Below are 19,020 nucleotides of genomic sequence, written 5' to 3'. Positions count from 1 at the left end.
GGGTGAAGCGCGCTGGCTTCGCTTGTTTGTGCCGCGCCTTCTGGGTCACAGTCCGTTCCCGATAATAATGTCCCCCGGGAGTGACCATGACCGCGACTGCCGCCGCCCGCCCCTCGACCGCGCCGAAAACCCCGCCTCTGCCCGAGGCCAAGCCCGAGACGCTGGGCCTGTCGCGGCCCCGTCTCCAGGCGATGTCGGATGCGTTCAAGCGCGAGATCGACAAGGGAACCGTGCCCGGCGTGACTGTGCTGGTGGCGAGGGGCGGCCAGGTCGGCTGGTTCGAGGCGCTCGGCAAGCAGAGTCCGGCGGGGTCCGCGCCGATGGCGCTTGATTCGATCTTCCGCATCTTCTCGATGACCAAGCCGATCGTCTCGGTCGGCATCATGGCGCTGGTCGAGGACGGCCATCTGCTGCTCGGCGATCCCGTTGCCAAGTTCATCCCGGAGTTCGCCGATCAGAAGGTCGCCGTCGTCAGCGGTGGCAAGCTGGAACTGGTTCCGGCCCGGCGGCCGATGACGGTGCAGGATCTGCTTCGCCACACCTCGGGCCTGACCTACGAGCACCAGGGCGACGGCCCCGTGCACAAGCTCTACCAGGAATCCCGCGTCCGCAGCCGCAAGATCACCAATGCCGAGCACGCCGCGCTGGTGGCGAGCTTCCCCCTCGTCTGTCAGCCCGGCGACGAGTTCAACTACAGCCGCTCCACCGACATCCTCGGCCGCATCATCGAAGTCATCAGCGGCAAGTCGCTCGGCGCGTACCTCGCCGAACGCATCCTCGCGCCGCTTCAGATGACCGAGACCGGCTTCTCGACCGCTGAGACCAATGCCAACAGGCTCGCCGAGGCTTTCGCATCCGATCCCTGGACCGGCGACAAGGTCGCGCTGTTCAACATGCTCGAGCAGCCGGTGATGGAATCCGGCGGCGGCGGTCTGGTCTCGACCACGATGGATTATGCCCGCTTCGCGCTGATGCTGCGCAATGGCGGCACACTCGACGGCAACAGGATCATCGGCCGCAAGACGCTGGAGCTGATGGCATCAGATCATCTCGGGCCTGATGTCGTTACCAACGGCACTCTGCTCTCGCCCGGCCACGGCTTCGGCCTCGGCTTCGCCGTCCGCCGCGAGGCCGGCATCGCGCCCTTCCCCGGTAGCGTCGGCACCTATTTCTGGAGCGGCATTGCGGGCACGTTCTTCTGGATCGATCCGAAGGAGGATCTGTTAGCGGTGTTCATGAGCCAGGGCCCGGGACAGCGTGATTTTACGCGGACCTTGGTGCGCGATCTGGTTTACGCGGCGGTGGAGTGAAGGGGCGCCGCATCTCCACCCTCACTGTCATGCCCCGCGAAGGCGGGGCATCCAGTACTCCGCGGCAGCAGTTCGTTCACACCATTTCCGCTGCGGAGTACTGGATCGCCCGCCTTCGCGGGCGATGACACCTGTTGTTGGGTCAGCTGCGTGGCCCTTCCCGCTCTATCGCGTCAACTGATCGTCGCACCGCCGTCGATCACCATGGTCTGGCCGGTCATGAAGTCGCCGGCCTTTGAGCCCAGGAACACGGCGGCGCCCGCGATCTCGTCGGGGATGCCGATGCGGAGCAGCGGCGAGCGCGAGGTCGAGGCCTTCAAATTCTCCGGATTGTCCCACAGCGCCTTGGCGAAATCGGTCTTGATCAGGCCGGGCGCGATGCAGTTCACGCGGATGTTGTGCTTGCCGTATTCGCAAGCGAGGTTGCGCGCGAGCTGCATGTCTGCGGCTTTCGAGATCGCGTAGGCGCCGAGGATGGTCGAGCCTTTCAAGCCGCCGATCGAGGAGACGATGATCACCGAGCCGTCCTTGCGCTCGATCATCTGCGGCACCACCATCGAGATCAGCCAGTTGTTGGCGACGATGTTGTTGTCGAGAATTTTTCTGAACTGATCGTCGGAGATGCCGGCGAGCGGACCGTAATACGGATTCGACGCGGCGTTGCAGACCAGCACGTCGATCTTGCCGAAGGCGCGGTTGCTCTCGTCGACGAGGTTTTGCAGATTCTCTTTCGATGAGATGTTGGCGGCGATCGCGACCGCGGTGCCCTTGCCGTACTTGTCGTTGATGTCTTTGGCGACCTGCTCGCAGACGTCGGCCTTGCGCGAGGAGATCACGACCTTGGCGCCGTGCTCGGCCATGCGCTCGGCGATCGCAAGCCCGATGCCGCGCGTCGATCCCGTGATGACGGCGACTTTCCCCTTCATGTCGAACAAGGTCATGCTTTCCTCCCAAGGTACGATTTGATTTGGCCTGAAGTCTACGCCGCGTCCGCTTGCGCGGACAGCGGTCTCAGGCGAGCTTCTTGACTTCCGGTCCCGCCGGCTGATGCATCGCCGCGTGCGCATCGTCCGCGATCCACGGCTGCTGGTTCACCATCGGCAAGCGCCAGACGCTGCGCTCGGGGCTGGCGAAATAATCGAGCCGCGTCACCGAGACGTTGTCGATATCGAATGCGAGCCCTTGCTCCGGCAGGTCGCCGAGCGCAAGGCCGACCGCCGCCTTGATGGTGCCGCCATGGGCGACCGCGATGATATCCTGGCCAGCCGCCTCATTGTTGATCCGCTCGATGGTGCGGCGCGTGCGGTTGTAGAGATCCATGAAACTTTCGCCGCCGGGTGCCGGCTCGTTGATGTCGGCGAACCAGCTCGTGCCGACCGGGCGGCTGGCGACGAACTCGGCGCGGTTCATGCCCTGCCATTTCCCGAGATTTTGCTCGGCGAGATCCGCCTCCCACTTCATCGACGCCGGCTTCGGGAAGCCCGCCGCCCAGATCGCTTCGGCGGTCTGGTGCGTCCGCATCAGATTGCTCGAATACCAGACCGCGTGACGTGGCAACACCTTGGCAACAGCGTTGAACACATAGGTGTCGCTGGTGTCGCAGGCGATATCGCTCTGCCCGTAGATGTTGCCGCCGTCATTGCGCACCGGCGCATGACGAACCCACCACCACCGCGTCGTGACGACCTTCTTGCCGGAGCCGGACATCATCGAAACCCTTCCATCCCGTGTGATGTCGCTGTACGTCAGTAGCGAACGTGTCTCAAGACACTTTACCGTTTCAAATTCTGTTTGAAATTCCGTCGCGCGGCAAGCGTCGTGCACGAACCCAGGGAGAAGCGCATGGGCCGCCTGCAAGGCAAATCCGTCATCATCACCGGCGCCGGCAGCGGCATCGGCCGCGCCGCCGCACTCCTCTTCACCAAGGAAGGCGCAAGGCTGATCGCAGTCGATCGCACCGAGGCGGTGAAGGAGACCGTCGACGAGGTGAAGAAGGCCGGCGGTGTCGCGGAAGCGATGGTCGCGGATGCCGGCTCCGAAAAGGACGTCATCGCGGTGATCGACAAGGCCGTGAAGACGCATGGAAGGCTCGACGTGATCTGGGCCAATGCCGGAGTCTCCGGCGGGCTCGTTCCGCTTGCCGAGCAGACCGTCGAGCACTGGCAGGAGATCTTGCGCATCAACCTGATCGGGCCGTTCCTCGCGGTGAAGTACGCGATGCCGCACATGGTGAAGCAGCAGTCCGGCGCGATCGTGCTCACGGCGTCCGTCGCGGGCCTCAAGGCCGGCGCCAGCGGTCATCCCTATGCGGCGAGCAAGGCCGGCGTGATCTCGCTGGTGCAGACCACCGCCTATTCGCTCACCGGCACCGGCGTGCGCATCAATGCGGTGTGCCCCGGCCTGATCGAAACCGGCATGACCAAGCCGATCTTCGATCGCGCCAAGGAGCGGGGGACTCAAGACAAGATCGGCCAGCTCAATCCGCTGAAGCGTCCGGGCCAACCGCATGAGCTCGCCGCGATGGGGCTCTTCTTGGCGAGCGACGAGGCCTCGTATGTGAATGGGCAGGCATTCCCGGTGGACGGCGGTCTGACGGCGTCGATGCCGTATACGGGTAAGCCGGTTTAACAAGGACAGTCTCGTGTCCCTGACGCGGTGCGGCGCCATAAGCGCGTTCACGCGCGTCTTCGACGCGCTATGGTGCCGCTCCGCAGAGCCGGGACCCAAAGTGCCACAAGCATGGGCCCCGGCTCTGCAGCGCACCGCTGAAGAAGCGCTGCGCTGCGTCCGGGGCACGAGACCTGAGTTTTCGTCCACACCTTGTTCCAACATCGTCATTGCGAGCGCAGCGAAGCAATCCAGAATTATTCCGCACTGGCAGTATCCATTCCGGCATCCTGAGGTGCGAGCGTAGCGAGCCTCGAAGGATGAACGGCCTAGGTGCAGCTGGGCTGTCGCCCTTCGAGGCCTCCGCTTCGCTTCGGCACCTCAGGGTGACGGTCACGGGGTGGTGCTCGCCGCAACGTTAGCATTTCGATCTTCAATTGCAGACACACCTTCGCATCCTCGCGGCGCATTTCGCCCGAGCTTTGCCTCGATACCTCACCCTCGATTGAAAGAGGGCGCAGGGAAGACCAGGTGCCGGCCGGGCACCCACGGTCCACTGTGCGAAAGGTGGCAACAAAGAATTTGCACAGCCAGTCACCCAGTTCACCCACTCGTCGCGCTCGCCGGGGCAGAAGCGCGACATCATGACCAAGAGCGCGCTCGAGGGGCGACATGCGCCTCGTCCGTTTCGAGGAGGGCCGGCTCGAAGTCGCGCTCGAGCCGAACGCGTCAAAGACCATGATCTCCGAGCTCGCACGCAAGTTCGAGATGTGGACCGGCCGCCGCTGGACCGTGATCGTCTCCAACGAGCAGGGCCAGCCGACGCTGCGCTCGGTGAACCAGGCCGCCAAGCAGGAGCATGCCCGCACCGCGGAAGCCGATCCGCGCGTGCAGGAGGTGCTATCGCGTTTCCCCGGCGCGAAGGTCGTCGAGGTCCGCAGGCTTGCCCCCGAGGCGCCGGAATCCAATATTAACGCCGACTACGGCAGTGACGATCCGCCCGACGGTTCCGACGCCGACGACGATCTTTGAGCATGATCCGGAAAAGTGTGCAGCGGTTTTCCGAGAGATCATGCTCGAACAATAAAGCAAAAGCGCGCTTCATCGCGCTTTGGCCAGTTTGAAGGACGAGCACCCATGGCTGATTTTCTCGGCATGATGAAGCAGGCGGCCCAGCTGCAATCCAAGATGCAGGAGATGCAGGAACAACTCGGCAATGTGGAGGTCGAGGGCATTTCTGGCGGCGGTCTCGTCGCCGTGCGCATGACCGCCAAGATGGACGTCAAGGGCGTCAAGATCGATCCCTCGCTGATGAAGGCGGAAGAGCGCGAGGTGCTGGAAGACCTGCTCGTCACCGCCTTTGGCGATGCCCGTCGCAAGGCGGAGACGGCGATGCAGGAGAAGATGCAGGCGCTCACCGGCGGGCTCGGCCTGCCGCCGGGGCTGTTCGGCCAGTAAGATGGGCGCGGTTGCAGGTCCCGAGATCGAGCGGCTGGTCCAGCTTCTCGCGCGGCTGCCGGGCCTTGGCCCGCGCTCGGCGCGGCGCGCGGCGCTGCATCTGATCAAGAAGCGCGAAGCGCTGATGATGCCGCTGTCCTCGGCCTTGCAGGTCGCGCTCGACAAGGTCCAGGTCTGCAAGACCTGCGGCAACATCGACACCCAAAATCCCTGCACGGTCTGCACCGATCCGAAGCGCGATCCCGCCATCATCGTGGTGGTCGCCGACGTCGCCGATCTCTGGGCGCTGGAGCGGGCCAATGCGACGCAAGGGCGCTATCACGTGCTCGGCGCGACCCTGTCGCCGCTCGACGGCGTCGGTCCGCAAGACCTCACCATCGACGCGCTGGTCGCGCGGGCCCATGCGGCAGAAGTGCACGAGATCATCCTGGCGCTGAATGCCACCGTCGACGGCCAGACCACGGCGCATTACATCACCGACCTGCTCCAGGACGCCAACGTTAAAGTAACCCGGCTCGCGCACGGTGTGCCCGTCGGCGGCGAGCTTGATTATCTCGATGAGGGTACGCTATCGGCCGCGATGCGGCAGCGGACCCTGTTCTAGCTATCCTACAGACCTCACGGAACGGACGACATGACGAAACTTTTCGCCACACGGCTGGCTTTGGCCCTGACGATGACGATGCTGGTAACCCCGGCCGTCTCGGCGCAGCAGGGCGACGAGGCGCCGCCGGCGCCCAAGCCCGGCAAGCCGATCAACAACGGCGACGTGCTCTCGGGCGAGCTGAACGCGATGAAGGTGCGCGACGTCAAGAACGCCGGCAAGCGGGTTGCGATGTACCAGATCACCTCAGAGCCGCGCCGCCTGCCGGCGCCGAACGGGCTGTGCAATCTCGAGACCGGCCCTGAGACCTTCCAGCTCGTCACCTCCAGCGACGCGCAGGCCGCGCAGCTGAAATCGTTCGTCGGCAAGGAGATCTCGGTCAAGGTCGACGAGGTCGCCTGCGCCAGCGATCCCGGCCAGATGAGCGAGGCCGTGATCACGAAGTGGAGCCTGATCAGGAAGCAGTAAGCGGCACGCGAGATGCCGTAGGGTGGGCAAAGCGAAGCGTGCCCACCACCTGTTTCTAATTCATGGCGTGATGGTGGGCACGGCGCGTTGCGCCTTTGCCCACCCTACGAGACTACGGCGGCAGCGTCACACCCGCACCGGCCCGAGCGCCTCGAAATGCCCGCGCTTCTGCAGCCAGGCCAGCAGCATCAGGCTTGGGATCGCCACCAGCACGCAGATCACGAAGAACAGTGCCCAGCCGGTCGTCTCCGCCACGAAGCCGGCACCGGACGAGAGATACGTCCGCCCCACCGCCGCGAGCGCGGTGAGCAGCGCGTATTGCGTCGCCGTGTGGAGCGGGTTCTGGCACAGCGCCGAGAGATAGGCGACGAAGATCACCGTGCCGATGGCGCTGGTGAAGTTCTCTGCGCAGATGGCGAGCGCCAGCGCCCATTGATTGGTGCCGACCACGGCGAGCCAGGAGAAGGACAGGTTGGCGAGCGCCTGCACCACGCCGCCGATCCAGAGCGATGTCGCCAGCGAATAGCGCCGCGCGACAAAGCCACCGGCGAAGCCGCCAATCAGCGTCGCTGCGAGGCCGACGCCCTTGACGATCGCCGCATAGTCGTTGCGGGTGAAGCCGAGGTCGATCACGAACGGCGCCGTCATCGTGCCGGAGAACGCATCGGTGAACTTGAACAGCACGACGAAGGCGAGCGCCGCGAGCGCATCCTTGCGCGATAGGAACTCCGAGAAGGCGCCGATCGCCGCATGCAGCACGCGCGTGAACGCGGTCTCGGCCTGTGTCACGGCTTCCGCCCGCACCGATTGCTCCGGCTCGGTCGCGGCCAGCGCCGTGATCGTTCCGATCAGCACCATCGCTGCCATCACTACATAGCCCCACATCCACGCAGAGGGGCGCGGGATGCCGGTGTCCTCGAAGCCGGAGACGATGAACAGCGCGCCCGCGGTCGAGACCAGCATGCCGATGCGATAGGCCGCAACGTAAGCGGCCATGCCGGCGGCCTGCTCGCTCTCGGGCAGGCTCTCGACGCGGAAGGCGTCGACGACGATGTCCTGCGTCGACGATGTCGTCGCCACCAGCAGCGCGCCGAGCGCGACGTAGAACGGCGAGCGCGCGGGATCGGTCATCGCCAGCAGCAGGATCGCGATGATCAGCAGCAATTGCGAGAACACCAGCCAGCCGCGCCGCCGTCCGAACGCGCGCGTGAACAGCGGCACATGCAGCGCGTCGACCAGTGGCGCCCACAAAAATTTCAGCGTGTAGGGCGTGCCGACCAGCGCGAACAGCCCGATGGTCTTGAGATCGACCCCAGCCTCGCGCATCCAGACCAGCAGCGTCGATCCCGACAGCGCCAGCGGCAGCCCGGAGGAGAAGCCGAGGAACAGCACGATCAGCACCCGCCGTTGCAGGTACACGGCCAGGCTCTCGCGCCAGGAGGTCGCAGGGGCGGGGCTAGCGGCGGGGGAGGTCACCTCGGGTGCAGTCATGGGGTGGTGTTAGCAGATTCTGGGGAAAAAGACTCTGGTGTGCGGTGAGAGGGGAAAGCCCGCGGCACCCTCAGTGTCATCGTCCGCGAAGGCGGACGATCCAGTAAACACCAGCGTCTCGGTTCAACCACAATCGCCGCGGCGTACTGGATACCCCGCCTTCGCGGGGTATGACAGCGCGGCGAGGTATGTCATGGTGGGCCGGCGATCCCGGGATAAGGATCATCCCAGTTTGGGTTGTGCTGCTCGATCAGTCGAATCTTCCAAGCCCTGTTCCACTTTTTGAGCCGCTTCTCCCGCTTGATCGCGTTCTCGGGATCATCGAATTGCTCGAAGTAGACAAGCCGGGCGACGTCGTACTTTTCAGTGAAGCTCTCGATGAGTTTGGACTTGTGCTGCGTCACGCGGCGGATGATGTCGTTCGTGACGCCGATATATAGCGTTCCGCCGATCCTGCTGGCGAGAATGTAGACGTAGTAATGGCGTGCGCTCATGCCAGCCTTCACCCCTGTCATCGTCCGCGAAGGCGGACGATCCAGTAATCACCAGCGTCTCGATTCAATCACGACTGTCACGGAATACTGGATGCCCCGCCTTCGCGGGGCATGACAGTGTGCCTCTATCTCACTCCCCCGCCTGGAGCTTCCGCGGAAACAGCTCCGGTGCGCCCGTCGCCACCAGCCGCGGGCCTTCCGGCGCATCGGTCTTGCTGAAATCGAGCTCCTCGATTCTCCCCGCGCGCTTCTCGATCTTGTCGGCGGAGATCAGCACCTGGCGGACGTCCTCGTTCACGTCGGCAAAATGCTTTTGCAGCTTCAGCACACGGTCGCGCAGGCGGCCGAGATCGTCGCCGAGCTTGATCACCTCGGTGCGGATCTGGTCGGCGGCATCGCGCATGCGCGCGTCCTTCATGATCTGCTGCATCACCTGGATCGCCAGCATCAGGAGCGAGGGCGAGACCAGCACGACGCGAGCGCGATAGGCCTTCTGGATCACGTCGTCGAAGCCGTCGTGTATCTCGGCATAGACCGATTCCGACGGCACGAACATCAGCGCCATCTCCTGGGTCTCGCCGGCGACGAGATATTTTTCCGCGATGTCGCTGACATGCTTCATCACGTCGCCGCGCAGCCGCTGCGTGGCCACGCGCCGCTCCTCGTCGGTGCGGGCGTCGTGCAGCGCGGTCATCGCCTCCAGCGGAAATTTTGCGTCGATGCAGAGCGGGCGCTGGTCGGGCAGGAACACGACGCAGTCCGGCCGCTTGCCGGTCGAGAGCGTGAACTGGAACTCGTAGGAGCCTTTCGGAAGTCCGTCCTGGACGATCGCCTCCATCCGCGCCTGGCCGAAGGCGCCGCGCGACTGCTTGTTGGCGAGCACGTCGCGCAAGGTGGTCACCTGCGTGGTGAGGTCGGTGAGGTTCTTGTGCGCGTTGTCGATGATGCCGAGCCGCTCGTGCAGCGCGCGCAGGCTCTCCATGGTGTTGCGGGTCGAATGTTCCATGGACTGGCCGACGCGGTGGGTCACCGAATCGAGCCGCTCGTTGACCGCCCGCGCCATCTCGGCCTGACGGCCGGCCAGCGCCTGGGTCATGGCATCGACCCGGCCGGAGGCCTCAGCTTGGGCGTGCAGCACCTGGGCGAGGCGCTCCTCGAGCTCGTCGGCACGGATCGCATGCGCCATGGCAAGTTCCGCGCCGCGCCGTCCCGAGCGAGTGATCACGACCGCAATCACAACCAGCAGGATGAGGACCAGCGCGCCGAAGCCGATCAGCGCATCGATGGTGCGCACCGGCCAGTCGCCAGCCATGAAAATGATCTCGCTCATGCCAGCCCTTCTAACCGATTCGCGCTCGGTCGCGAACGAAGGGGGAACGATTTCGGTAAAGAACTCCTTAGGTTTTATGGTTAACGAAACCTGAAGTTTTATCGTGAGCGGAGCGTGAGCCGGGTTCCTGGCCGCATTGACCGCATCCGGCGCGCGGCTTAAATCGCCGCCATGGCCCTACGAGAAATCATCATCCTGCCCGACAAGCAGCTGCGCCTGGTCTCCAAGCCGATCGAGAAGGTCACGCCGGAGATCCGCAAGCTTGCCGACGACATGTTCGAGACCATGTACGACGCGCCCGGAATCGGGCTTGCGGCGATCCAGGTCGCGCAGCCGCTGCGCCTGATCACCATGGACCTCGCCAAGCCCAACCAGGACGGCGAGACCAAGCCGGAACCGCGCGTGTTCATCAACCCCGAGATCATCGCCTCCTCCGAGGAGCTGTCCACTTACGAGGAAGGCTGCCTGTCGATCCCCGAATATTACGAGGAGGTCGAGCGCCCTGCGAAGGTGCGCGTGCGCTTCACCGATCTCGACGGCAAGCTGCATGAGGAGGACGCCGAAGGCCTCTACGCCACCTGCATCCAGCACGAGATCGACCATCTCAACGGCGTGCTGTTCGTCGACTACCTGTCGAAGCTCAAGCGCGACCGCGTGATGAAGAAGTTCGAGAAAGCCGCCAAGCGCGCGGGCGAGTGAGTCTCTAATGCTGCTCCGCATTCCCTGCGCTCCCTCCCCCCTTGCGGGGGAGGGCGGGGGAGAGGGGTAGCCCCGGCGGAAGTCCATCCGTCATCTGAATTACGTGCGTGCCGCGAACGCTTGTGCCGAGAGAGCGCGTCGTGTGGCACCCCTCTCCCTAGCCCTCCCCCGCAAGGGGGGGAGGGAACGCAGCGAGTTCTGTTGATGCCCCTCCGCCTGATCTTCATGGGCACGCCCGATTTCTCCGTGCCGACGCTGCTCGAGCTGGTCGCGCACGGCCACGAGATCGCGGCCGTCTACACCCGTGCGCCGAAACCGGGCGGACGGCGCGGGCTGCAATTGCAGCCGACCCCGGTCGAGGAAGCCGCGCGAAAGCTCGGCGTGCCCGTGCTGACGCCGAAGACGCTGAAGACAGAGGAAGCGCTGGAAGAGTTTCGTGCGTTCGACGCCGATGCCGCCGTCGTCGTCGCCTACGGCATGATCCTGCCGCAGGCGATCCTCGATGCGCCAAAGCTCGGATGCTACAATCTGCACGCTTCGCTGCTGCCGCGCTGGCGCGGGGCGGCGCCGATCAACCGCGCGATCATGGCAGGCGATGCCGAGAGCGGCGTGATGGTGATGAAGATGGATGTCGGCCTCGACACCGGCGACGTCGCCATGGCCGAGCGGCTTCCGATCACTGACACCATGACCGCGCTCGATCTGCACGATCGCCTCTCCCGCCTTGGCGCCGACCTGATGGTGCGTGCCATGGCCGGGCTCGACCGCGGCGGGCTCCAGCTCAAGCAGCAGAGCGAGGACGGCGTCACCTATGCGGCCAAGATCGACAAGGCCGAGGCACGGATCGACTGGACCAAGCCCGCACGCGCCGTGCTCCGCCACATCCACGGCCTGTCGCCGTTTCCCGGCGCATGGGCCGAGCTTGACGGTGTCAGCGAGAACGCGCGCGTCAAAATCCTGCGATGCGAATTGGCGAAGGGCGTGGGTTCACCGGGCGCGGTGCTCGACGATCACCTCACCATCGCCTGCGGCGAGGGCGCGATCCGCATCATCGAGCTCCAGCGCGAAGGCAAGGCCCGCATGCAGGCCGCGGACTTCCTGCGCGGCGTGCCCTTGAGGGCGGGAGCTAAATTCACCTAGTCAACTCGTCATACGCGGGCTTGACCCGCGTATCCATCTTCTAACAAAACTCCTTCTTGGGCGATGGATTGCCGGGTCAAGCCCGGCAATGACGCCGGATAAAGCTGGATCGATGCCCCGATACAAGCTCACCATCGAATATGACGGCGCGCCGTTCTTCGGCTGGCAGATCCAGGACACGCTGCCGTCGGTGCAGGGCGCGCTGGAAGCGGCGGTGAAGGCGATGACGGGCGCGGATCTGCGCGTGCACGGCGCCGGCCGCACCGATGCCGGCGTGCATGCGCGCGGCCAAGTCGCGCATGTCGATGTCGAGAAGCAGTTTCCGCCAGGCCGTTTTCGCGACGGTCTCAATGCGCATCTGCGCCCGCATCCGATCGCGGTGCTCGAGGCCGAGATCGTTCCTGATACATTCGAGGCGCGCTTCTCCGCCGTGAAACGGCATTACCGCTACCGCGTCATCAACACCCGCGCCAATCTCGCGCTCGATGTCGGCCACGCCTGGCGCGTGCCGCGCAAGCTCGACGCCGATGCGATGCATGCGGCAGCAAAACGCCTGCTCGGCAAGCACGATTTCACCACCTTTCGCGACACCGAGTGCCAGGCCAAGTCGCCGGAGAAGACGCTCGACCAGCTCGACGTGCTGCGCGATGGCCGCGAGATCACCATTGTCACCTCGGCGCGCTCGTTCCTGCACAGCCAGGTCCGTTCGATGGTGGGCTCGCTGGTCTGGGTCGGCGATGGCCGCTGGACCGCGGACGACCTCTCCGCAGCTCTCGCCGCCCGCAACCGCGCCGCCTGCGGCATCGTGGCCCCGGCGGAGGGGCTGTATCTGATGAAGGTGGATTATTAGCGCGCAGGCGCGCGCTCTCGCGTCACCCGCGGTGTCATGCCCCGCGAAGGCGGGGCATCCAGTACGCCGCGGCCCCTCGGTTCTATCGCTGCTGTCTCGGAGTACTGGATCGCCCGCCTTCGCGGGCGATCCAGTGGTGTGCTGGGCGAGAGCAGCGCCTACCCAAAATACCGCGTCAAAATCCCGCGATAGACCTGCGTCAGCTTCTCCAGATCCGTCACCGGCACGCGCTCGTCGACCTGGTGCATGGTCTGGCCGACCAAGCCGAACTCGATCACCGGGCAATAGCTCGAGATGAACCGTGCATCCGACGTCCCACCGCTCGTCGACAGCTCCGGCTTGCGTCCCGTCACCTCCTCGATCGCGGACACCGCAAGATCGGTGAACGGGCCGGGCTTGGTCACGAACACGTTGGAGTTCGAGGGCTCCCAGACGATGCGGGCCTTGATGCGGTTGCCGCAGGCCTTGGCGAGGCGCGTCTCGACCAGCTCGCGCAGGCTCGCCTGGGTGTGGTTGTCGTTATAGCGGATGTTGAATTTGGCACGGGCCTCGCCGGGGATGACGTTGCTCGCCTTGTTGCCGACGTCCACTGAAGTGAATTCGAGATTGGAGGCCTGGAACTGCGCGCTGCCATGGTCGAGCGGCTCGTCGGAGATCGCGACGATCAAGCGCGAGATATCCGGCACCGGATTGGAGGCGCGGTGCGGATAGGCGACATGGCCCTGCACGCCGTCGACATAAAGCGTGCCGGATTGCGAGCCGCGGCGGCCGACCTTGATGGTGTCGCCGAGCGTCTCGACGTTGGAGGGCTCGCCGAGCACGCAATGATCGAATTTCTCGCCGCGCTCGGCCGCCCACTTGAGCAGCTTGATGGTGCCGTTGATCGAGGCGTCTTCCTCGTCGCCCGTGATCAGGAACGAGATCGAGCCCGTCCCGTCCGTGCGCAGCTTGCCGGCATTGGCAGCGAGATGCTCCAGCACAGCTGCGACCGAGCAGGCGATGCCGCCCTTCATGTCGACCGCGCCGCGGCCGTGCAGATAGCCGTTCTTCACCTCGCCGGAAAACGCGCCGACGCTCCATGCACTTTCGTCGCCCGGCGGCACCACGTCGGTATGGCCGGCGAAGGTGATGTGCGGCCCTTCTGTGCCGATCCGCGCATAGAGATTGTCGACGTCGGCGGTGCCTTCTTCGCTGAACGTCACGCGGTGGCAGGTAAAGCCGGCGGCGGTGAGGGCTCTTTCAAGCACCCCCAGCGCACCGGCGTCGGCCGGGGTTACCGAGGGACAGCGGATGAGATCGCGGGCAATCGAGAGAGCATCGGTCATGCGTTCCGCTTAACATGCATGCCGCCGGGTGGGCTAGCGCTGGGCGGCACGAATTCGAGCTCGCTCTGCTGGTCCCAGCTTTTTGCAGGGGTGGCGGGTGCGAGGCTCTCCTCCTCGTGCTGGGCAAGTGGATCGGGGCCGAACCGGTTGTCGCCCGAAGTGCCGGGCATAATGAACATCTCTACGAGGCCCCACAGCCACAGCGCGTGGACGGCCCAGTCGAACGGCACGAACCAGCTGGCGGCAGGCAGCCGATCCGAGAAATAGAACAGCAGGTTGGGGATGAAGGCGAATGGGATGATCCACCAGCCGCTTCGGTCGCGATCGTGCAGTCGCTTGATCGCGGTCGCAAGGGAGATCCACAGGAACAGCGATGCGCCGAGAATCCGTAAGGTCAGGCTCGCGCGCTCGGTGGATGACAGCAGTCGATGGCGTCGTGGGTCGATGATTTCGAACAGGCCGTCGAAGCCAAAGTCGAAATCGAAGTCGACATTGAACTTGAATTTAACGGATTTGGCCCCGTCCGGGATACTGATGGCCTGATCGACGATCCCCAGCAACGCAGCCAGCAGCGCGACGATCAGCAGCGCCTGCCATAGCAGCGCACGGTTGATGCGGCCGTCGAAGCGGAAGAAGTACCAGGTCCAGTCCATGCGAGAGGCTCCGGGCGGAAGTAGCCGCCCGGATGTTGGTCGCGATGGGGGGAGAGAGGGTTCGACTACCAGTCCCGCCATCCTGAGGTGCGAGGCCTGCGGTGCAGCGCACCGCAGGGGGAGCCTCGAAGGATGAGCGGCCGGAATGTAGCCGGCAGCCAGGCCGTCGCCCTTCGAGGGCCGCCGAAGAGGCGGCCACCTCAGGGTGACGGTGAGAGAATGGTGCGCGTGGCCCGATTAATCCCGCAGCAGCTCGTTGATGCTGGTCTTGGAGCGCGTGCGCTCGTCGACGCGCTTGACGATCACGGCGCAGGCGGTGCTCGGGCCGATCTGACCGTTCTTCATCGGCTTGCCGGGCAGGGCGCCCGGCACCACCACCGAATACTCCGGCACCTCGCCCATGAAGACCTCGCCGGTCTCGCGGTCGACGATCTTGGTCGAGGCGCCCAGGAACACGCCCATCGCCAGCACCGCGCCCTTGCGCACGATCACGCCCTCGGCGACCTCGCTGCGCGCGCCGATGAAGCAGTCGTCCTCGATGATGACGGGCTCGGCCTGCAGCGGCTCGAGCACGCCGCCGATGCCGGCACCGCCGGAGATGTGCACGCGCTTGCCGATCTGCGCGCAGGAGCCGACGGTGGCCCAGGTGTCGACCATGGTGCTCTCATCGACGTAAGCGCCGAGATTGACGAAGGACGGCATCAGCACGACGTTCTTGGCGATGAAGGCCGAGCGACGGACGACGGCGCCGGGCACCGCGCGAAAGCCCGCATCGCGAAACCGGTTCGGGCCCCAGCCTTCGAACTTCGAGGGCACCTTGTCCCACCAGCTGGCCTTGCCCGGACCGCCGGGAATCACGTCCATGTCGTTGAGGCGGAAGGAGAGCAGCACCGCCTTCTTCAGCCACTGATTGACCTTCCACTTGCCGTCGGCGCCGCGCTCGGCGACGCGGGCCTCGCCCTTGTCCAGCGTCTCCAGCGCCTGGTCCACGGCCTCGCGCACCTCGCCCTTGGTCGAGGTCGAGATGCCGTCACGCGCGTCGAAGGCGCTGTTGATGGTGGATTCGAGGGCGGACAGGGACATCGGGCTTTCCTCTTCGGATCAGGGAATTTTTGAGGGATTGGGGCGCTTTTTCGGGATTTGGCGGGGGAGAGTCAAGGCATACTCCGCTGTCGTCCCGGGGCGCGCGAAGCGCGAGCCCGGGACCCATAGCCACAGGCCGTCGTTTGGCGAAGATTCGGAGTTGCCAGTTTCGCGCCACAACCACTCCCTGTGGTTATGGGTCCCGGGCTCGCTTCGCGCCCCGGGACGACAGCGTTAGCGTGGTGACAACCGCCCCAAAAACCCTGTCAAATCATCCGTGACGTGATCGACATGGGCGGCGTCCCGGCCCTCCAGCTCCCAATCCTCGCGCACCACCTCCTTGGTGCCGTCAGGCACCACCAGCACCGTGGTCATGCCGAGCGCGTGGGGAACGGTGAGGTTGCGGGCGAGGTCCTCGAACATCGCCGCCCGGGTCGGATCGACCGCATGGTCGTCGAGGAATTTCCGATAGGTCTGCGGCGCCGGTTTCGGCTCGAAGCCGGCCGCGATGATGTCGAACACGCCGTCGAAATGGCCGGCAAGGCCGAGGCGCGCCAGCACGGCATCGACATGGTCGACCGAGCCGTTGGTCAGGATCAGCTTTCGTCCCGGCAGCTTTGCGATGGCTTCGCCAAGCTGCGGATTTGGCTCCAGCGGCGAGTGGTCGATCTTGTGCACATAGGCGAGATAGTCGTCGGCGCGCACGCCGTGCAGGGTCATCATGCCGCGCATCGTGGTGCCGAAGCGCCGGTAATAGTCCTTCTGGATGCTGCGCGCTTCCTCCGGGCCGACATTCAGCCAGTTGCACACGAACTCGCCGATGCGTGCATCGACCTGCTGCCACAGATTGACGTGATGCGGATAGAGCGTGTTGTCGAGGTCGAACACCCAGGTGTCGACGTGGGTGAAGGCGCGGGGGGAAGTCATATCAAATCTCTATCTGCTGAGCACAAGCGCTGCTCCACTCTCTGTCGTCGTCCCGGACAAGCGCAGCGAAGCGGAGCGCAGATCCGGGACCCATAACCACAGGGAGTGGTTTGGCGAAATGCGCAAGATGGCTCCCCATTGCCGAGCGGGACCGGTCCTCTCCAGGTCATTTCCAGCGAAGCGGAGCGCAGATCCGGGACCCATAACCACAGGGAGTGGTTTGGCGAAGACTGGCAACCACCATCGTGCGCCACACTGCTCCCTGGGGTTATGGGTCCCCGCGTTCGCGGGGACGACGGCGGAGTTTGCGGCCCCAGTGCCCTGATCCTCAATCACAGCAATACCATCACGGCATCGCAAAGCGCAGCGTCTTGCCGCCGCTGCTCATATCCACCGCGCCGAACCCCGTCGTCGCAAACCCGCGCGCGGGCAATCGGTCTGCTCAACGGTCTCGAACTTGGTCTCGCGCGTGCAGAGCTGCTTGTCGCCGCCCCAGTTCAGCGGCTTGTCCTTCAGCTTGATGACACGGTTGTCGGCATCGATCGCTTCCGCGAAGCTGAAGATCTGCTTCGGCGTGCCTGTTACATCCGGGTGCAGGCAGGTCTTGGGATCGATGCGATACCAGCCGCGGCTCGTCACCGACTTGCCGTCGTCGGTGGCGACTGCCGCCATCACCTTGTGCGGCGTGTCGTTGCACCAGGTCAGGCCGCTCGACGACGGCGTCTGCGTCGCATCGACCATGGTCTTGAACAAATTCGGCGACGATACGGTGTCGGACGGCAGCCCGCGGCTCTTCAGGAATGCGGCGAGCGCTGCCTGCGTCTTCGGCCCGTCGACGCCGTCGATGGCGCCGACGTCATAGCCGATGATCACTAGGAGGCGCTGGATGCCGGCAAGGCGCGCCTGTTCGTCGTCATATTCGGAATCCTCGGCAAGGTAGGCGACGGCATTGCCGTCGTCGCCGCGCGTCGGCGTCACTTGCGTGAAGGGGACCTGCGTCTGGCCGCTGCGGCACTGCCGCGCAGCGGCGATGACGAAATTGTCCTGCGCCACGCACAGCATGTCGCTGCCGCTCTGCGGGATCGGGGAGGCGCCGTAGATGCCGAGCGCGCGCGCGTTGAGCAGAATACGGTCGGCGGTCAGCGTGCCCTGCACCACCACGCGGCAGGTGGCGGGATCGATCCTGAACCAGCCGCGCGTCGCCGTCGCCGCCTTGTCGTCAATGCCGATCGCGGCCTCGACGACATAGGACATGCGGTTGCAGATCTTGAGGTCGGCGAAGGCCGGCGCGGAGGAGAAGAAGAACGAGACGGCGGCCGCCGGGAGCGTCATCAGGACGCGGGTGAGGGGGGAGCGGCGGGGGCGCTGAACTCTCCGCTCGTCATGCCCGGGCTTGTCCCGGGCATCCACGTTTTCGCCGCGAGAAAGAGCGTGGATGGCCGGGACAAGCCCGGCCATGACGTTCTTTCGTCGCGGCGTCCAGCTCATCACTTGTGGATCAGCGTGCCCGTGCCCTGGTTGGTGAAGAGCTCGAGCAGCACCGCGTGCTGCATCTTGCCGTCGATGATGACGACGCCCTCGACGCCCTGCTCGAGCGCGTAGATGCAGGTCTCGACCTTCGGGATCATGCCGCCGGAAATGGTGCCGTCGGCGATCAGTTTTCGCGCGTCTTTCACCGACAGCTGCGGAATCAGCTTCTTCGACTTGTCGAGCACGCCGGGCACGTCGGTGAGCAGCAATAGGCGCTTGGCCTTCAGCGCGCCTGCGACGGCGCCGGCAAAGGTGTCGCCATTGACGTTGAGCGTCTGGCCGTCCTTGGAGGTCGCGAGCGGCGCCAGCACCGGGATCAGCTCATAGCCGATCAGCTGGTTGAGCAGCGTGAGGTCGACCTTCTCGGGATCGCCGACGAAGCCGAGATCGACCGCCTTCTCGATATGCGAGTCCGGATCGACGATGGTGCGCGTCGTCTTCGTCGCCTTCACCATGTTGCCGTCCTTGCCGGACAGGCCCACGGCTCTGCCGCCGGCATCGTTGATGTAGCCGACGATCTGCTTGTTGACGGAGCCGGCCAGCACCATCTCGACGATCTCGATGGTCGCAGCATCGGTGATGCGCAGGCCAGCGGCGAATTCCGAGACGATGCCGAGGCGCTTCAGCATGGTCGCGATCTGCGGCCCGCCGCCGTGCACCACCACCGGATTGATCGCGGTCTGCTCCAGCAGCACGATGTCGCGGGCAAAGTTCTTCGCGGTCTCCTCGTCGCCCATGGCATGGCCGCCATATTTGATGACGATGGTTTCCTCGTCATACTGCTGCATGTGCGGCAGCGCTTCGGACAGGATGCGGGCCTGGTCGAGCGGGGAGATGTCGGTCATGGGGCGGATCTCGCTGGCGGGACTGTCGGTGCGCGTTCTATCCGATTGGCGGGCGCGGCGCAAAGCGCTCTTCTTCCCCTCTCCCCCTGTGGGAGAGGGTGCCTCGCGAAGCGAGGCGGGTGAGGGGTCTCTCTCCGCGAGCACCCCTGTAGAGACAGACCCCTCATCCGGCGCTTCGCGCCACCTTCTCGAGCAAGGGGAGAAGA

The 19,020-nt window shown here is 65.0% G+C and carries 18 protein-coding genes and 2 pseudogenes; 9 read left to right on the top strand and 11 right to left on the bottom strand.

Annotated elements, in window-relative coordinates; translation table 11 throughout:
- The first annotated feature begins 86 nt into the window (after positions 1-86).
- Positions 87-1,310 carry a serine hydrolase domain-containing protein gene (locus tag FOM02_RS41720; RefSeq protein ID WP_027564421.1) on the top strand — a complete coding sequence of 408 codons (1,224 nt, stop codon included), beginning with the start codon at positions 87-89 and terminating at the stop codon, positions 1,308-1,310.
- Between the two features lie 173 nt (positions 1,311-1,483).
- On the opposite strand, the gene FOM02_RS41715 is transcribed toward FOM02_RS41720, so the two are convergent.
- The gene (locus tag FOM02_RS41715) at positions 1,484-2,251 is read right to left on the bottom strand and encodes an SDR family NAD(P)-dependent oxidoreductase (protein WP_027564422.1); all 768 of its coding nucleotides are present in this window, start codon (positions 2,249-2,251) and stop codon (positions 1,484-1,486) included.
- A gap of 70 nt (positions 2,252-2,321) precedes the next feature.
- Positions 2,322-3,017: a histidine phosphatase family protein gene (locus FOM02_RS41710; protein ID WP_027564423.1), complete on the bottom strand. Its 696-nt coding sequence runs from the start codon at positions 3,015-3,017 to the stop codon at positions 2,322-2,324.
- Between the two features lie 135 nt (positions 3,018-3,152).
- Here FOM02_RS41710 and FOM02_RS41705 point away from each other — a divergent pair, with 135 nt between their 5' ends.
- The 5 genes and pseudogenes from FOM02_RS41705 to FOM02_RS41685 all read left to right on the top strand — a co-directional run bounded on the left by FOM02_RS41705 (position 3,153) and on the right by FOM02_RS41685 (position 6,447).
- Positions 3,153-3,938, top strand: coding sequence for an SDR family NAD(P)-dependent oxidoreductase (locus FOM02_RS41705; protein ID WP_027564424.1), 786 nt, complete (start codon positions 3,153-3,155; stop codon positions 3,936-3,938).
- Positions 3,939-4,540: 602 nt separating this feature from the next.
- A pseudogene (locus tag FOM02_RS41700) lies at positions 4,541-4,949 on the top strand (DNA polymerase III subunit gamma/tau); the annotation flags it as partial.
- Between the two features lie 105 nt (positions 4,950-5,054).
- Positions 5,055-5,375 (top strand): YbaB/EbfC family nucleoid-associated protein, encoded by a 321-nt coding sequence (locus FOM02_RS41695; RefSeq protein ID WP_027561563.1) that lies wholly within the window; start codon positions 5,055-5,057, stop codon positions 5,373-5,375.
- A 1-nt stretch (position 5,376) separates the two neighbouring features.
- Positions 5,377-5,979, top strand: a complete 603-nt coding sequence (gene recR, locus FOM02_RS41690; protein ID WP_027561562.1) for a recombination mediator RecR — start codon at positions 5,377-5,379, stop codon at positions 5,977-5,979.
- 30 nt (positions 5,980-6,009) lie between these two features.
- Positions 6,010-6,447, top strand: coding sequence for a hypothetical protein (locus tag FOM02_RS41685; RefSeq protein ID WP_027561561.1), 438 nt, complete (start codon positions 6,010-6,012; stop codon positions 6,445-6,447).
- A 126-nt stretch (positions 6,448-6,573) separates the two neighbouring features.
- Here FOM02_RS41685 and FOM02_RS41680 read toward each other — a convergent pair whose 3' ends face one another.
- The 3 genes from FOM02_RS41680 to FOM02_RS41670 form a co-directional block, all read right to left on the bottom strand.
- Positions 6,574-7,938 (bottom strand): AmpG family muropeptide MFS transporter, encoded by a 1,365-nt coding sequence (locus FOM02_RS41680; RefSeq protein ID WP_027561560.1) that lies wholly within the window; start codon positions 7,936-7,938, stop codon positions 6,574-6,576.
- 191 nt (positions 7,939-8,129) lie between these two features.
- Positions 8,130-8,432, bottom strand: coding sequence for a GIY-YIG nuclease family protein (locus FOM02_RS41675; RefSeq protein ID WP_027561559.1), 303 nt, complete (start codon positions 8,430-8,432; stop codon positions 8,130-8,132).
- Between the two features lie 130 nt (positions 8,433-8,562).
- Positions 8,563-9,762: a DNA recombination protein RmuC gene (locus FOM02_RS41670; protein WP_027561558.1), complete on the bottom strand. Its 1,200-nt coding sequence runs from the start codon at positions 9,760-9,762 to the stop codon at positions 8,563-8,565.
- Between the two features lie 171 nt (positions 9,763-9,933).
- Between FOM02_RS41670 and def the strand changes: the two genes are divergently transcribed.
- The 3 genes from def to truA all read left to right on the top strand — a co-directional run bounded on the left by def (position 9,934) and on the right by truA (position 12,451).
- Positions 9,934-10,461: a peptide deformylase gene (gene def / locus FOM02_RS41665; protein ID WP_027561557.1), complete on the top strand. Its 528-nt coding sequence runs from the start codon at positions 9,934-9,936 to the stop codon at positions 10,459-10,461.
- A 204-nt stretch (positions 10,462-10,665) separates the two neighbouring features.
- Entirely contained in the window at positions 10,666-11,601 is a 936-nt protein-coding gene (gene fmt / locus FOM02_RS41660; protein WP_027561556.1) for a methionyl-tRNA formyltransferase, read from the top strand.
- Between the two features lie 112 nt (positions 11,602-11,713).
- Positions 11,714-12,451 (top strand): tRNA pseudouridine(38-40) synthase TruA, encoded by a 738-nt coding sequence (gene truA / locus FOM02_RS41655; protein WP_027561555.1) that lies wholly within the window; start codon positions 11,714-11,716, stop codon positions 12,449-12,451.
- Between the two features lie 158 nt (positions 12,452-12,609).
- Here the strand turns inward: truA and dapE are convergent, their stop codons facing one another.
- From dapE to argB, 6 genes and pseudogenes are all read right to left on the bottom strand, one after another.
- Positions 12,610-13,776: a succinyl-diaminopimelate desuccinylase gene (gene dapE / locus FOM02_RS41650; RefSeq protein WP_265441034.1), complete on the bottom strand. Its 1,167-nt coding sequence runs from the start codon at positions 13,774-13,776 to the stop codon at positions 12,610-12,612.
- Entirely contained in the window at positions 13,773-14,429 is a 657-nt protein-coding gene (locus FOM02_RS41645) for a DUF805 domain-containing protein (RefSeq protein ID WP_027561553.1), read from the bottom strand. Before FOM02_RS41645 ends, dapE begins: the two co-directional genes overlap by 4 nt.
- A gap of 237 nt (positions 14,430-14,666) precedes the next feature.
- Positions 14,667-15,512, bottom strand: coding sequence for a 2,3,4,5-tetrahydropyridine-2,6-dicarboxylate N-succinyltransferase (dapD, locus tag FOM02_RS41640; protein WP_027561552.1), 846 nt, complete (start codon positions 15,510-15,512; stop codon positions 14,667-14,669).
- Between the two features lie 234 nt (positions 15,513-15,746).
- Positions 15,747-16,439 (bottom strand): pyrimidine 5'-nucleotidase, encoded by a 693-nt coding sequence (locus FOM02_RS41635; RefSeq protein WP_027561551.1) that lies wholly within the window; start codon positions 16,437-16,439, stop codon positions 15,747-15,749.
- 346 nt (positions 16,440-16,785) lie between these two features.
- Positions 16,786-17,771: pseudogene (locus tag FOM02_RS41630) on the bottom strand (DUF1036 domain-containing protein).
- Positions 17,772-17,926: 155 nt separating this feature from the next.
- Positions 17,927-18,814 carry an acetylglutamate kinase gene (gene argB / locus FOM02_RS41625; protein WP_027561549.1) on the bottom strand — a complete coding sequence of 296 codons (888 nt, stop codon included), beginning with the start codon at positions 18,812-18,814 and terminating at the stop codon, positions 17,927-17,929.
- Positions 18,815-19,020 lie beyond the last annotated feature (206 nt).

The sequence above is a fragment of the Bradyrhizobium sp. SEMIA genome (genome assembly GCF_014844175.1).
GTDB lineage: Bacteria > Pseudomonadota > Alphaproteobacteria > Rhizobiales > Xanthobacteraceae > Bradyrhizobium > Bradyrhizobium arachidis.
The sequence above is the reverse complement of the archived record's forward strand: the minus strand, read 5'-3'. Positions and strand labels throughout refer to the sequence as shown.

What these genes read in the sequence shown, in the direction of transcription:
- FOM02_RS41720 (WP_027564421.1), top strand. Translation starts at nt 87, where the DNA reads ATGACCGCGACTGCCGCCGCCCGCCCCTCGACCGCGCCGAAAACCCCG.
- FOM02_RS41715 (WP_027564422.1), bottom strand. Translation starts at nt 2,251, where the DNA reads ATGACCTTGTTCGACATGAAGGGGAAAGTCGCCGTCATCACGGGATCG.
- FOM02_RS41710 (WP_027564423.1), bottom strand. Translation starts at nt 3,017, where the DNA reads ATGTCCGGCTCCGGCAAGAAGGTCGTCACGACGCGGTGGTGGTGGGTT.
- FOM02_RS41705 (WP_027564424.1), top strand. Translation starts at nt 3,153, where the DNA reads ATGGGCCGCCTGCAAGGCAAATCCGTCATCATCACCGGCGCCGGCAGC.
- FOM02_RS41695 (WP_027561563.1), top strand. Translation starts at nt 5,055, where the DNA reads ATGGCTGATTTTCTCGGCATGATGAAGCAGGCGGCCCAGCTGCAATCC.
- recR (WP_027561562.1), top strand. Translation starts at nt 5,377, where the DNA reads ATGGGCGCGGTTGCAGGTCCCGAGATCGAGCGGCTGGTCCAGCTTCTC.
- FOM02_RS41685 (WP_027561561.1), top strand. Translation starts at nt 6,010, where the DNA reads ATGACGAAACTTTTCGCCACACGGCTGGCTTTGGCCCTGACGATGACG.
- FOM02_RS41680 (WP_027561560.1), bottom strand. Translation starts at nt 7,938, where the DNA reads ATGACTGCACCCGAGGTGACCTCCCCCGCCGCTAGCCCCGCCCCTGCG.
- FOM02_RS41675 (WP_027561559.1), bottom strand. Translation starts at nt 8,432, where the DNA reads ATGAGCGCACGCCATTACTACGTCTACATTCTCGCCAGCAGGATCGGC.
- FOM02_RS41670 (WP_027561558.1), bottom strand. Translation starts at nt 9,762, where the DNA reads ATGAGCGAGATCATTTTCATGGCTGGCGACTGGCCGGTGCGCACCATC.
- def (WP_027561557.1), top strand. Translation starts at nt 9,934, where the DNA reads ATGGCCCTACGAGAAATCATCATCCTGCCCGACAAGCAGCTGCGCCTG.
- fmt (WP_027561556.1), top strand. Translation starts at nt 10,666, where the DNA reads ATGCCCCTCCGCCTGATCTTCATGGGCACGCCCGATTTCTCCGTGCCG.
- truA (WP_027561555.1), top strand. Translation starts at nt 11,714, where the DNA reads ATGCCCCGATACAAGCTCACCATCGAATATGACGGCGCGCCGTTCTTC.
- dapE (WP_265441034.1), bottom strand. Translation starts at nt 13,776, where the DNA reads ATGACCGATGCTCTCTCGATTGCCCGCGATCTCATCCGCTGTCCCTCG.
- FOM02_RS41645 (WP_027561553.1), bottom strand. Translation starts at nt 14,429, where the DNA reads ATGGACTGGACCTGGTACTTCTTCCGCTTCGACGGCCGCATCAACCGT.
- dapD (WP_027561552.1), bottom strand. Translation starts at nt 15,512, where the DNA reads ATGTCCCTGTCCGCCCTCGAATCCACCATCAACAGCGCCTTCGACGCG.
- FOM02_RS41635 (WP_027561551.1), bottom strand. Translation starts at nt 16,439, where the DNA reads ATGACTTCCCCCCGCGCCTTCACCCACGTCGACACCTGGGTGTTCGAC.
- argB (WP_027561549.1), bottom strand. Translation starts at nt 18,814, where the DNA reads ATGACCGACATCTCCCCGCTCGACCAGGCCCGCATCCTGTCCGAAGCG.